10 protein-coding genes are annotated in these 13,465 nt (G+C 65.9%); 5 read left to right on the top strand and 5 right to left on the bottom strand.

The window, feature by feature from the left end; translation table 11 throughout:
- The first annotated feature begins 220 nt into the window (after window positions 1-220).
- From DFO65_RS02425 to DFO65_RS02415, 3 genes are all read left to right on the top strand, one after another.
- The gene (locus tag DFO65_RS02425) at window positions 221-1,696 is read left to right on the top strand and encodes an aldehyde dehydrogenase family protein (RefSeq protein WP_113902800.1); all 1,476 of its coding nucleotides are present in this window, start codon (window positions 221-223) and stop codon (window positions 1,694-1,696) included.
- Between the two features lie 66 nt (window positions 1,697-1,762).
- On the top strand, window positions 1,763-3,109 hold the full coding sequence (locus tag DFO65_RS02420; protein WP_113902799.1) for an aspartate aminotransferase family protein: 1,347 nt from the start codon (window positions 1,763-1,765) through the stop codon (window positions 3,107-3,109).
- A 297-nt stretch (window positions 3,110-3,406) separates the two neighbouring features.
- Window positions 3,407-4,177, top strand: coding sequence for an MBL fold metallo-hydrolase (locus DFO65_RS02415; RefSeq protein WP_113902798.1), 771 nt, complete (start codon window positions 3,407-3,409; stop codon window positions 4,175-4,177).
- A 129-nt stretch (window positions 4,178-4,306) separates the two neighbouring features.
- Here the strand turns inward: DFO65_RS02415 and DFO65_RS02410 are convergent, their stop codons facing one another.
- From DFO65_RS02410 to pheS, 5 genes are all read right to left on the bottom strand, one after another.
- On the bottom strand, window positions 4,307-5,104 hold the full coding sequence (locus DFO65_RS02410) for an aminotransferase class IV (RefSeq protein ID WP_113902797.1): 798 nt from the start codon (window positions 5,102-5,104) through the stop codon (window positions 4,307-4,309).
- A complete protein-coding gene (gene pabB / locus DFO65_RS02405) occupies window positions 5,101-7,299 on the bottom strand; it encodes an aminodeoxychorismate synthase component I (RefSeq protein ID WP_113902796.1) in 2,199 nt (732 codons plus the stop codon). The genes DFO65_RS02410 and pabB overlap by 4 nt, the downstream gene beginning before the upstream one ends.
- A gap of 23 nt (window positions 7,300-7,322) precedes the next feature.
- A complete protein-coding gene (locus tag DFO65_RS02400) occupies window positions 7,323-8,195 on the bottom strand; it encodes an SDR family NAD(P)-dependent oxidoreductase (RefSeq protein WP_113902795.1) in 873 nt (290 codons plus the stop codon).
- Window positions 8,196-8,273: 78 nt separating this feature from the next.
- Window positions 8,274-10,877, bottom strand: a complete 2,604-nt coding sequence (pheT, locus tag DFO65_RS02395) for a phenylalanine--tRNA ligase subunit beta (protein ID WP_113902794.1) — start codon at window positions 10,875-10,877, stop codon at window positions 8,274-8,276.
- Window position 10,878: 1 nt separating this feature from the next.
- Complete coding sequence (gene pheS / locus DFO65_RS02390; RefSeq protein WP_113902793.1) at window positions 10,879-11,922, bottom strand: phenylalanine--tRNA ligase subunit alpha; 1,044 nt, start codon at window positions 11,920-11,922, stop codon at window positions 10,879-10,881.
- 205 nt (window positions 11,923-12,127) lie between these two features.
- Here pheS and DFO65_RS02385 point away from each other — a divergent pair, with 205 nt between their 5' ends.
- Window positions 12,128-12,547: a VOC family protein gene (locus tag DFO65_RS02385; RefSeq protein WP_113902792.1), complete on the top strand. Its 420-nt coding sequence runs from the start codon at window positions 12,128-12,130 to the stop codon at window positions 12,545-12,547.
- A 248-nt stretch (window positions 12,548-12,795) separates the two neighbouring features.
- Window positions 12,796-13,413 (top strand): hypothetical protein, encoded by a 618-nt coding sequence (locus DFO65_RS02380; protein ID WP_147236107.1) that lies wholly within the window; start codon window positions 12,796-12,798, stop codon window positions 13,411-13,413.
- Window positions 13,414-13,465: the final 52 nt, after the last annotated feature.

Genomic DNA, 13,465 nt, shown 5'->3' with positions numbered 1-13,465 from the left:
ATCGGACCATCTCGAAATGCCCGTTGTCATTGACCACCACCGCTCCGACGATTGATTGCACACGACAGTGACTCGACTGCTGCATGACAAGGAGGTCCGTATGAGCATGAGCAGTGGAGAATGCGCGACGAATGTCCGCCCGAATCAGCCGAATCCGACACCTTGCTCACCTCGGAATGAACACCGTTTCACCCCACACTCAGCATGAGAAAGGCTCATCATGTCAGAATCCACCGTTCAGTCCCTTTCCGTTCCGCACCAGATCTTCGTCGGCCGATGGCAGGACGGGACCTCGGAGCGCACACTCGTCGATCGCAATCCCTTCGACGACACGGAGCTCGCCCGCATTCGTCAGGCATCGGCCCAGGACGTCGACCTCGCCTTCGAAACCGCGCAGGCGGCTCAGACCGCATGGGCGGCGCTGCCTCCGGCGGAGCGCTCAGCCGTTCTCAACCGGGCCGCTGACATCATCGAGGCTCACCGGGGAGAGATCGTCGAGCTGCTGAAGACGGAATCGGGTTCCTCGGAGCTCAAGGCCAACGTCGAGATCGACATCACCATCGGAGCAACGCGAGAAGCGGCGACATTCCCCACCCGAGTCCACGGGAGGATCGCACCCTCGAACTCCCCCGGCAAGGAGAACAGGGTCTACCGGGAGCCCGTCGGGGTGGTGGGAGTGATCAGCCCATGGAACTTCCCCCTCACCCTCTCTCAACGGTCGGTCGCTCCGGCACTCGCGCTCGGGAACGCCGTGGTGCTCAAACCCGCCTCGGACACCCCGATCAGCGGTGGTCTGCTCCTCGCTCGCGTGTTCGAGGAAGCGGGTCTGCCGGCGGGCGTGCTCAATGTCGTTCCCGGCTCTGGCTCGGAGATCGGCGACCACTTCGTCGAGCACCCGATCCCTTCCCTCATCTCCTTCACCGGGTCGACGCCGGTAGGACAGCGCCTGGGCGAGATCGCGATCGGTGGAAAGCACATGAAGAGGGTGTCACTCGAGCTCGGCGGGAACGCCCCGTTCGTGGTCCTCGCGGACGCGGATCTCGACCAGGCAGTGCCGGCCGCGGTGATGGCCAAGTTCCTGCACCAGGGGCAGATCTGCATGGCGGCGAACAGGATCATCGTCGCCGCGGAGATCTATGACGAATTCGTCCGCCGATTCACCGAGCACGTGAAGACCGTGAGGTTCGGTTCGACCGATCTGGGCGAAACCATCGTCGGTCCCATCATCAATGATGAACAGGTGCGCAGCCTGACGGAGAAGATCGACCAGGCTCTGGCCGAAGGGGCACGGCATGTCGTGGCCGGCCCGATCGAGGGCCGAGTCGTCGCCCCGCAGGTGTTCGCGGATGTGACGTCGGAGATGGAGCTCTTCCGTGAGGAGATCTTCGGCCCCATCGTCGGCATCGTCCGGGCCGCCGACGAGGCCGAGGCACTGGCATTGGCCAACGACACGGTCTTCGGGCTGTCGAGCTCTGTCTTCACCCGCGACATCGAACGAGGAGTGCGCTTCGCCCGGGGCATCAAGGCCGGCATGACGCATATCAACGACATCACGGTGTCGGACGAGGCGCATGTCATGTTCGGCGGTGAGAAGAACTCCGGGCTCGGTCGATTCAACGGTGATTGGGCGATCGAGGAATTCACCACCGACCACTGGATCAGCGTGAGGTCCCAACCGCAGGCGTTCCCCTTCTGACTCGAGCGTCGCCGTAGTTCGAGAACACCCCACATTCCACACTTCAACTGAGAGGATTGACCACTCATGCCCGCAGTCACGCTCGAATCGGCACTCGAGAGATTCACCAGCACCTTCGCTGAGTCGGCCCGGATCACCGAGGAGGGGAAGTCATCGATTCCCGGTGGATACAGCCGCACTTCGTTCAATTTCGGTCCGCACGCGATCTTCGTCGAACGCGGCGAGGGGGCATATATCGACACGGTCGACGGCGTCCGCATGCTCGACCTAAACAACAATTTCACGGTGAATCTGTTCGGCCACAACCACGCCGGCATTCGTGATGCCCTGCTCGAGGCCATCCCGTCCGGAGTCTCGTTCGGCAATCCGGTGAGCGCCGAGGCAGAACTCGCCGACATCCTCATCGACCGGGTGCCATCGGTCGAGAAGGTCCGCTTCTCCTGTTCGGCAACCGAGTCCTGCATGAGTGCCGTCCGCATCGCTCGTGCCTACAGCGGTCGACAGAAGATCGCCAAGTTCGAGGGTGGATACCACGGTTTCAGTGACACCCTGATGATCACCTCGCATATGGATCCGCATGGTGACCATGGGCCGGATGACGCTCCGAATGCGACGCCGGACAGCGGGGGCATCCCGGAGAACCTGGTGAGCAATGTCGTTCTGCTGCCCCAGAACGACCTCGCGTCCTGCGAGACGATCCTGCGGGAGAAGCACGAGGACATCGCCTGCCTCATCATGGAGCTGCAGAGCGGAGCCGGCGGACTCGTCGCGTTGGACAGAGAGTTCGTCACCGGCCTGCGAGCGATCACCCGTGAACTCGGCATCGTCCTCATCTTCGACGAGACCATCTCTCTGCGTGCCGGGTACCACGGCCTGCAAGGGGAGTTCGGAGTCGTTCCCGACCTCACCGTGATGGGCAAGATCATCGGCGGCGGCATGCCGCTCGGCGCTGTCGGCGGATCCGCCGAGGTGATGAAGGTCCTCGAGGACGGGCGTGCCGTCATCTCCGGCACTCACCATGGGCACAAGCTCTCGCTCGCAGCCGGGATCGCCTGCATGAAAGCGATCGATGAGACCGTGATCGCGAGGCTCAACGCCCACGCACGGAGAATCAAGGAGGAGATCAACGATTGGTCTCGCGAGCGCGGCAGCGCGTTCCGCATTCACGGCTACGGATTCTCCCATCTGGGCTACGCGTACATGAAGGACAGTGAGTCTCCTCTGCGCAATCACCGGGATCACAATCGCAATGTCGATGCGGAGAAGACACAGACGGTGTCTCTGGAACTGGCCAATCGAGGCTTCTTCCCCGTCCACCGCGGCGAACTCTCGCTGTCGGTGCCGATGACCGATGATGACATCACATCGATCATCACGACGCTGCAGGCGATCGTGTCGGATATGGAGGACTGAAAGAGGCCGGACGGGTCAGCAGCGCCGCCTGCTGACCCGTCCGGCTTCGTCGACTGGTCCACTGCGGCTCCAAGAGCGAATATCGAAGAGCGATAGGCATGGTGGCTGATCCATCTGTGTTGATGATCGGCCGATCGTGAATTGGCCCTCGTCCTACCGGCCGTCTTTCCTTAAGCTCAAGCAGGAGACGACATCGTCAGAGCGACCAGGACCGGCACACCCATCGACACTGCGGGAGCCCACGTGCCCTGACTCACAGTAGAACAGCGATGAAAACAGCGAACTAAGGAGACGAAAATGCGAGTGACTCTGGTCGGCGGCCCCACGGCAATTCTTGAGTATGCCGGTGCGCGAATCGTGATCGACCCGACGTTCGATCCACCTGGGACCTATCCCAACGAGGTTGGCGAGATGGTCAAGACGCGGGGGCCAGAAGTTCCCCTCGATGAACTGGGCCACGTTGATATCGTGCTTGCATCACATGAGCATGACGACAACCTGGATCGTGCCGGGCGAGGGGTGCTCCGGAGCGCGGACCGGGTATTCACCACGCCCGTGGTCGCCGAACTCGTGGGACGTGACGTCGATACGATGCAGCCAGGAGATTCCAGCACCGTTCGCCTCTCAGGTGGCAGCTCGCTGACAGTGCATGCTGTTCCGGCGAAGCACGGACCGGACGGGATCTGGGAGATGTCAACCGTCATCGGATTCGTCCTGACCAGCGAAGGCGGCCCCACCGTCTACATCAGTGGTGACAACTCGGAACTGGACGTGGTGCACACCGTCCCCAGCTACGCCGGACCGATTGACGTCGCAATCCTCTTCGCGGGCCGCGCCGGTTTCGACAGCCTCGACGGCCAGAACCTCACCCTCAGTGCCGCTGACGCCGTCGAGGCCGCGCGAACCCTGAAAGTCAAGAAGGCGATTCTTGTTCACCATGACTCGTGGGAACATTTCCGTGAGGACCTGGCAACAGGTGTGGCCGCGTTCGATGCTGCAGGGATGTCCGACGTGCTTGTTCCGCTTCAGCCAGGTGAGTCGGCAGTCGTGTGCGGTGACACTGCCTGATCACCAGCTCCTGGCACATGTCACTACTACAACACGACGGTGAGTTCGGCAATTCCAGATGCCGCCGGAAGCAACCGTCGGTTCGGGGCTGATGACCAGTGCAAACGATGGCACAGCAACCGGGCCGAGTCACGGAGACCGGGTCTGCGCCCGCCGCTCAGTCTCCAGCTGAAGTCGCCAGGTGCGAATCCTTGAAGGTGATGCGCTTGCGGGAGTCGCAGAGGCATCATCGCTCAGCTGCACGACGATGCGAATACCGTGAAGCGCATTCACCGTCCACACTTCGGTGGCCGACAGTTCGGGAATCCGGATGCGTCGGTGGACAATCTGTAATCCTTGAGTTCTCGCCGCGGTGAGCATCCTCGCCGACGTCGTTCCAGGAAGGAGCGGCAGGCTCGGGTCCGGGACACAGAGCGTGTCGCCCTCCCACCACAGCAAACTCGAGGTCCCGGTCTCAAGCACATGGCCGTCGACGTCATAGAGCAGGACGTCGTCGCAACCGTGCTCCACGGCCTCTTGGCGCAACTCGTTGAGGAGCGGGATGTCCGGACCCTTGATCCTTGGGCTCTTGCGAGGGTCGGGAAACGGCGGGATCCACAGCTTCATTTCTCGTTTGCGAGGCGGCGCAGGACGGACCCGGAAGACGAAGGCGGGGATGTCACCGCTGCCAGTGGGGGCGACGAACTCCATCCTCGGGAACCACTCCCCCTCGAACGGCACCAGGGACACGAGCTGTGTCCAGAATTCGTCGGTCTCCGGCACGGGCAAGCCGAGCTCGCGGGCACTGCGGGTAAACCGTTCGCGGTGGGGGTCGAGGCTGCGCGACCTGCCGTTGACGACCAGCCAGGAATCGGCGACGAGCAGCGGCCCTTCGATCTCGGTCGGTTCGAAGTCGGCAGCAGCGGCATTCCATACCCAGGCCGTCATGGGAGCACCGCCGCTTGATCGACGTGCCCAGGAAAACGGGCATCGCCGAGCAGTCGCAACAGAGGTGTCGCCTTGACAACCGTCTCCACGTACTCCTCGACCGGATCCGAGAGCGCGACGATCGCTCCCCCAACCCCGTACCGAAGAGCGCCATCGGCGATCACCGAGGTCCGGATGAGGACGCTGAGGTCGACAGCGCCGTTGAGTGAAAAGTAGCCGATCGCGCCGCTGTAGGCGCCGCGAGGGCCGTCCTCGAGCTCGTCGATGATCGACATCGTCCTCAGCTTCGGCGCACCAGTCATCGATCCGGGTGGGAAGGCAGCGCGAATGCAGTCGACCGGCGTCGACCGGACATCGAGCTGTGAGCTCACAGTCGAGACCAACTGATGGACAGTCGCATAACTCTCGATCCCGAAGAGCTTGTCCACCTGCACCGATCCCAGCTGTGCCGTACGGCCGAGGTCGTGGCGGACGAGGTCGACGATCATGAGGTTCTCCGACCGGTCCTTCTCGGATGACACCATGTCGCCGATGAGGGCTTCGTCCTCGGCCTGGGTGGCTCCGCGCGGACGGGTACCCTTGATCGGTTTCGATTCGCAATGCCCTCCAGCCGACACGGACAGGAATCGTTCGGGCGAGGTGCTGAGCACGCTGACCTCGGGACTCGTGAGGAAGGCCCCGAAGGGGGTGGGGTTGTCCCTGCGCAGCCGCCGGTACGTCGTCAGGGGATCACACGCCCACGGTGTCTCGAGCATCGTCGTCAGGCAGACCTCGTACGTCTCCCCATCCGTGATGAGCTGCTGGGCGCGTTCGATCCGGTCGAGATACTCCGCGCGGGGATGCCGGACGGTGAGTTCGTGCGCCGAATGATCCGAGGACACCTGGCCCGCGGGCAATCGATCCCCCATCGGCTGGACGCGTGACTGCGCGGCCAAAGACTCGTCGCCGGTAGCGATGACCGCACCCACCTCGTCGAACCACGTCCGGCAATCGGCCTCGCTCACCCCATCGCCGGCGAGCGCCAGGAGGTGGACGGTCCCCGTCTCGTGATCGATGACGAGGGCCCGGTCGAGGAACATCATCAGCGCATCCGGACTGTCGGAGACATGACGAAGAGGAGACCCGACCTCCGCCTTGAGTTCGTAGCCCAGGTACCCGACCCATCCGAGGCGGAACTCGAACGGCAGCTTCGGGGTCGCCTCGGCGAGGGTGAGCTCGGTCGACGCGAGATCCGCGTCGAGCCAGTCGAAGAATCCGGACGTGATGGTCTCCGTCCCCGCGGCAGACGTCACGGTGACGGTGCCGGTCGCGACATCGGCCCGGACGATGCGGCTGAGCGGACCGGTCGGGGCACCCATGATCGAGAACCGCGAAGAGGCGTGCCCAGGCAGGTTGCCATCGAGCCAGACTGCGGTCGAATCCCCGGCGAAGAGTGCGGAGAACAGCGCCTCGCTCGAACGCGACATCGCCAGCTGCCGCGCATGGAGGACGAAGTGTCGTTTGGCCGCTGCCCGTTGAGGGACGACCGAAGTCCGCTCATCGGCCTCGAGAGCGTCCGGTGGCTCGGTGCGCCGGAGAACCGGCGTCACTCCCCGCTCCACCTGCCACGCCCTCGTCAACCGCGCGAAGTTCCGCACCAGCTCGAGACCATGCTCGGTCGAGATCGACTCGGGATGGAACTGCACACCCCACTGCGGCCGGGACCGATGCCGCAGCCCCATGACGACACCGTCCACGGTCCGCGCGGTGACGTCGAGACCGGCGGGCACCTCGGTGACGGTGAGCGAGTGATAGCGGACGACGTTCAGCGGCGAGGGCAAGCCGCCGAAGAGATCCTCACCGGTGTGCTCGACTGCCGAGACCCGCCCGTGCATGGGCGCGGGAGCATGACCGACGGCTCCTCCCCCGCTGATCGCCAGACCCTGGTGGCCGAGGCAGATGCCGAGCACCGGGATCTCGGCCCGGTCGAGCACCTCCGCGCAGATCCCGAAATCCTCGCCTCGATCGGGCGCACCGGGACCCGGGGAGATGACGACGTTGTCGAAGGACTCGAGCACTTTAAGATCCCACTCGGCCCAGTCATTGGGCACGATGACGGGTTCGCAGCCGTTGACCTCGGCGAGATAGTGGAAGAGGTTGAACGTGAACGAATCGTAGTTGTCGATGAGCAGCGTCCGCAGCGGTGTGTCACCCATGACCGGTCCCCGTCATGGGTCTCTCAGCCGAGGACGAGCCGGCGGGCGGTGTCGCTGAGCCCGCCGTCCGCCTCGGCGAGGAGGGATTCAGGGGTGTCGGCACCGGCGCGCACGTAGCGGCCAGTGAACGCGTCGAGCTCCCCCGAGGCGAGCGCGAGTGCGAGCTCGGTGACCTGGGACGGCGTCGTCCAGTCGCCGGCGCCGCGGTGGTCGTGGACGGGCATCGACTTCGTCATCGCGGTCTCGACGACACCCGGCGCCATCTCGAAGATCCGCAGACCTTGATCGTGGCCGAAGCGGACGACGGAGTCGGCGAGCCGGAACAGGGCGGCCTTCGACGCCGAGTACACCGCGTAGGCGGGGGTGCCCTGCGCCCCTGAGCCGGAGTTGAGATCGATGATGCGGGCAGGACGGCCGGTCGCCTCGGCGTTGGCGATGAGGACGGGGGCGAAGGCGTTGAGCATGAGCGCGACGCCGAGGACATTGGCGTTGACGACCGCGGCGAGGCTCGCCGGATCCGCCTCCCAGATCGGGCCCTCGGTCGATTCGATGCGCCCGGCGTTGTTGACGAGCACGAGGGCGCGCCGGGAGGTCGCGGACTCGAGGGCGCGGATCTCCTCGACGAAGTGGGCGACGGAGTTCGCGTCGTCGACGACGAGCCCGAACCCGGAGGCCGCTCCCCCGGTCGCGATCGCGACTTCGGCCGCCGCGTCCTGGGCCTTCTGCGCCGAGGTGGCCGTCAGGGCCACGTGGTAGCCGGCCCATGCGAACGCCTCGGCGAGGTGGCGGCCGATCCCGCGCGCACCGCCGGTGATGACGGCGATCGTCTCGGCGGGCACCGCTTCACCGTTCACGTGGTCCGGGGACTGCGCGGCGGGGGTGGTGGCGTCTGACACTGGGGCTCCTTGGCACGGGGAACGACGATGGACCCGGCCCGCCGTTGTGTCGGCGAACCGGGTCCAATTGTGTCACGACTAGCTGCGGACTTGGGCCCCGTGGCGCTCGGCGGCCAGAGCCGTCGCGGCCTCCCGCATCGCCGAGGCCTCATCGGCCTTGAGCGTGCGATCGGCGGCGCGGAAGGTCATCCGGAACGCCAGCGACTTCTTGCCCTCAGGCAGCTGGTCGCCGGTGTAGAGGTCGAAGGTCTCGAGCAGCTCCAGCTCCTCCCCGGATCCTTCCTCGAGGGTCGCGGCGAGGGTCGCGGCGGGCAGGTCGGCGTCGACGATGAGGGCGACGTCCTGGCGGGACACCGGGTAGGTCGACAGCGCACCGGCCCAGCTGCGCTGATCCGTCTGCGCGAGCAGGGCATCGCCGTCGATCTCGAAGGCGACGGTCCGCGCCGGGAGGCCGAGGTTCTCGCACACCTTCGGGTGGAGCTCACCCGCGTGGCCGAGCAACTGACCGTCGGCGAGGACGAACTTCGCCAGCCGACCCGGATGCCAGGGCGCGATGTCATCGGCGACGACGGTGACGTCGACTCCGTTGACGGCAGCGATCCGGCGGACCGTGTCGATGACGTCCGTCGCCTCGGCGCGCCGGCCCTTGCCCCAGACGCCGGGCAGCTCGACGTTGCCGGCGATGACTCCCGCGTAGTGGAGCGGCTGCTTGGGCACCGAGCCGTAGACCTCGGCGAGCTCGGCCTCGCTCGGGTGGTAGCCGGGCAGGTGCCGCGGTCCCGGGCGGGTGGGCAGTCCCGCCGAGGTGGACACGAGCCCGACCTCGAAGAGTGCGACGTCCTTGGCCCCACGTCCGAGGTTGCGGACCACCGTGTCGACGAGGGTCGACAGGAGGGTCGTGCGCATGAGCGGCAGGTCCTCGGACATCGGGTTGGCCAGGCGCAGGTGCTTCCGGCGCTCGTCGTCGGCATCGAGGCGGAACTCGTCATCCCGCTTCACCGAGGTGAACGGGTAGCTGAGAACCTCGGTGTACCCGTCGGAGGCGAGCAGGTTGGAGACCCGGCGCCGCGTCCGCTGCGCCTCGGTGAGGCCGCGCCCGGCCCGCGCCGGGGGCTGGACCGAGGGAATGCGATGGTAGCCGCCGGTGCGGGCGACTTCCTCGATGAGGTCGATGTCCGCGGTGATGTCTGAGCGCCAACTGGGGACGGTGACGGTGAGGGTGGTCGCGTCGGTGGTGCCTGCCGTCGTCGCGTCGGCGGTCTTCGCCTCCACCTCGGCGCCGATGCCGCGCAGCAGGGTCGTCACCTCGTCGGCCGAGTAGTCGACGCCGACGACGTCGCCCACCCGGGCGACCGCGAGGTCGATGACGGTCGGCTCCGGATCCTGGCCGTACCGCGTGGTCGCGGGGCTGAGCGTCCCGCCGCCGAGTTCGACGAGGAGGTCGGCGCAGCGGCGGGCGGCCACGGGACCGAGCTTCGGGTCGACTCCGCGTTCGAAGCGCCGCGAGGCCTCCGAGGACAGCTTGTGTCGACGCGAGGTCCGGGCGATGGAGATCGGGTCGAAGTGCGCGGCCTCGATGACGACCTCGGTGGTCTGGCCGTTGACCTCGACGGCGGCTCCGCCCATGACTCCGGCCAGGCCGATGATCTTCGAGCCGGTGACGCCGCGGTCGGTGATGAGGAGATCCTCGGGGTGCAGGGTCCGCTCGATGTCGTCGAGGGTCGTGAACTTCTCCCCCGCCTCGGCGCGGCGGACGACGATCTCGTGCGCGAGCAGGGCACGGTCGTAGGCGTGCAGCGGCTGGCCGAGTTCGAGCATGACGTAGTTGGTCACGTCGACGATGAGGCTGATCGGCCGCATCCCGGCCTGCTGGAGCCGGCGCTGCATCCAGAACGGGGTCGGTCGGCTCGGGTCGAGCCCGGTGACCTGGAGCGTTGTGAACTGATCGCATCCGGGGACGCCGTCGATGGGGCCTACGTCCTCGATGACGACGGGGTAGCCGTCAGCGGTGGGGGCGTTCACCTCGGCGACGTCAGTGCTGCCGAAGTCGGTGAAGTCCTGGCCCTTCATCTGGGCGTACTCGCGGGCGATGCCGCGCATCGACAGCTGGTAGCCGCGGTCCGGGGTGACGTTGACGTCGAGGGTGACCTGGTCGAGGCCGAGCAGCGCGATCGCATCGTCGCCCGGTTCCCCGGTGAGCCCGAGGTCGGTGAGGACGATGATGCCGTCATGATCCTCGCCGAGGCCGAGCTCGCGGGCCGAGCAGATCATGCCGTCGGAGGTGTGGCCGTAGGTCTTGCGGGCCGCGATCCGGAAGTCGCCGGGCAGGACGGCGCCGGGCAGGCAGACGACGACGAGGTCGCCGGCGACGAAGTTGTGGGCACCGCAGACGATGCCGCGGCTCGGACGCTGCTCGCCGGGCTGCGGGTCCTTCGGGTCGTCGGCGGCCTCGTTGTGCTCGGGGCCGACGTCGAGGCGGCACCAGCTGATCGTCTTGCCGTTCGAGTGCTCTTCCTTCTCGATCTCGAGCACGCGACCGACGACGAGGGGGCCGGTCACCTCGGGGCCGTAGAAGTCCTCTTCCTCGAGACCGATCGCGGCGAACTCCGCGGCCAGGGCATGGGGATCCGTGTCGGCGGGGAGATCGACGTAGTCGGCCAGCCAGTTCAGTGGGACGCGCATATCAAGCCTTCATTCCGAAACGGGCCGAGAAGCGCACATCGCCTTCGACCATGTCGTGCATATCGTTGATTCCTTCGCGCAGCATCAGGGTGCGCTCGATGCCCATGCCGAAGGCGAAGCCCTGGTAGACATCGGGGTCGATGCCGGCCGCCCGCAGGACGTTGGGGTGGACCATGCCGCAGCCGCCCCATTCGATCCAGCCGGCGCCGCCGACCTTGTTGGGGAACCAGAAGTCCATCTCGGCGCTCGGTTCGGTGAAGGGGAAGAAGCTCGGGCGCAGCCGGGTCTTCGACTCGGGGCCGAACATCTCTCGAGCGAAGCCGTCGAGGGTGCCCTGCAGGTGGGCCATGGTCAGGCCCTTGTCGATGGCGATGCCCTCGATCTGGTGGAACACCGGCGTATGCGTGGCGTCGAGCTCATCGGTGCGGAACGTCTTGCCTGGGCACACGACGTAGAGCGGCACGCCGCGCTCGAGGAGGGAGCGCGACTGGACCGGGGACGTGTGCGTACGGAGGACGAGGCCCGCCTCGGCGGGGTCGACGAAGAACGTGTCCTGCATCTGCCGGGCGGGATGGTCGGGACCGAAGTTGAGCGCGTCGAAGTTGAGCCACTCGGATTCGATCTCCGGGCCCTCCGCGACCTCCCAGCCGAGGCCGACGAAGTAGTCCGCGGCCTGCTCCTGGATGAGGGAGAGCGGATGACGGGCGCCGAGCTGCCGGCGGTTGCTCGGCAGGGTGACGTCGATGGACTCCTCGACGAGGACGGCGGCGTCGCGTTCGGCCTCGAGCTCCTCCTGGCGCGCATCGAGGGCCTTCTTCACCTGACCGCGGGACTTGCCGACGATCTTGCCGGCCGCCGCCTTCTCGCTCTTGTCGAGTCCGCCGATCGCACGGTTGGCGAGCGCCAGGGGCGACTTGTCGCCCGTGTGCTCGATCTTCGCCTGCTTGAGATCGTCGAGGGTGCTCGCGGCCGCGAATGCCGCGATCGCCGCCTCCACGGCGGCGTTCACGGCAGACTCGTCCAGAGGGTCGAGTTGGTCAGTCATCAAAGTCCTTCATCGAGGGTCGTTACGCGCAGCAGTCCGTTCGGGAGAACCAGTTACCGTATAGTCAGATTGTGCGTCGTGTCTAATCACATTGGACGGATTTCAATCATGCAGTCTATCGCCTCGGCGTCGTCTTCCAACTCCCGGTCCACATGTCAACTGCGGCGGCTCCAACTCGTCACTGTGGCCCTCATAGACTGGCCCCATGAAACCTCTGACGACTGTGCTGTCGCTTCCGGTGGTCAATCCCGAGATCACTCTCGCCTTCTACCGTGACGGTCTGGGGCTGGAGACCGACGGCATCGATGAGGGGATCGTCGCGTTCGAGCTGCCGAACCTCTCCCTCTTCTTCATCGAGTCGAGTGAGTACGCGAACTACCTCGTCCACTCGGGCAACTTCCATGCGGGCCAGCCCATTCCCGGTGCGACGGTCATCTCGTGCGCATTCGGAAGCAGGGACGAGATCAACGACATTCTGCGCCGAGCCGCCTGGGCGGGCGGCACCTCCTATCCCCCGGTCGTCGAAGAGGGCTCTTACATGGGCTACTTCTCCGATCCGGACGGGCACGTGTGGGAGCTCGTCAGCAACTCGACGACGGCCCAGACCGCGCGGTCGACGAGTTGACGCGGACTGCCCGCTCAGCTGATCGGCGGGGTCACTTCGTTAGGGAGTTGTTTCGCTACTCTGCGCGGCCAGCGCGCTTCTCTGCATTGCTGGCGTTCTTCACTGCGGTCCCGTTGAGGGTCCTCATTCCACTTCTCGGGCTCGTCGCGGCGATCGCGCTCGGAGTCGCCGAGACAGTCCGATCGTCCCTCGTTATCTCCCGAGCCATGCGTCGGGGACCGGCGGAAGAATGTGCCGATCTCATCGAGATGGGCGCCCGAGCCGACGAGATCGAGCTCATCAGGGTCGGGCCGTCGACCTACCGGTGCGAGGCGATGCTCGCCGACGGAGGATTCGCCCAGCAGGAGCACTTCGCGGGCACCTCGGTGCTCCCCATTCTCGCCGTGGTCATCGCGGGGCTCAGTGTAGTTGCGCTGGTGATAGCGGTAACTGCCATGGTCCTGAGACCAATCGTCGCACGGATGATGGACGGATCGCCGAATGGTGCCGATCGAGCAGACCGTCGATTCGGTGCCCGGGCGCAGATGTGGGTGGTCCGCCTCCTCGTCGTGGCCTGCGTTCTCACTCCGCTCACCGTAATCGCCCAGTTCCTCCGGGGGTTGATCGCGTCGAGGTCGGGTGGCCTGTTGGTCTGTCCGTCCACCGTTGAGGGCGAGGAGGTGCTCAGACACTCGGTGGAGTCCCACTACCTGCCTCCGCGTCTCACCTGCACCGGGGAGACCATCTCCGGTCTCGAGTTCACGACGACCTCGTATGGACTCCCGTTCTACGGGTTCCTCGTCTGCGTGGCGAGCTTCGCCGCCGCGGTGCTGCTCGTCGTCGTTGCACGTGTGCGAGCGAGGCAGCCTCGGGAACCTGCGGCATAGCGTCCTCCCGAGGAGGGGTGTCGGGCTGGCCGCCTGCACGTTAATGTCGAAT

This window comes from Brevibacterium sanguinis (assembly GCF_003315415.1).
Lineage (GTDB): Bacteria > Actinomycetota > Actinomycetes > Actinomycetales > Brevibacteriaceae > Brevibacterium > Brevibacterium celere_A.
Note: the sequence above shows the minus strand (reverse complement) of the source record. Positions and strands in the feature narration are given on the sequence as shown.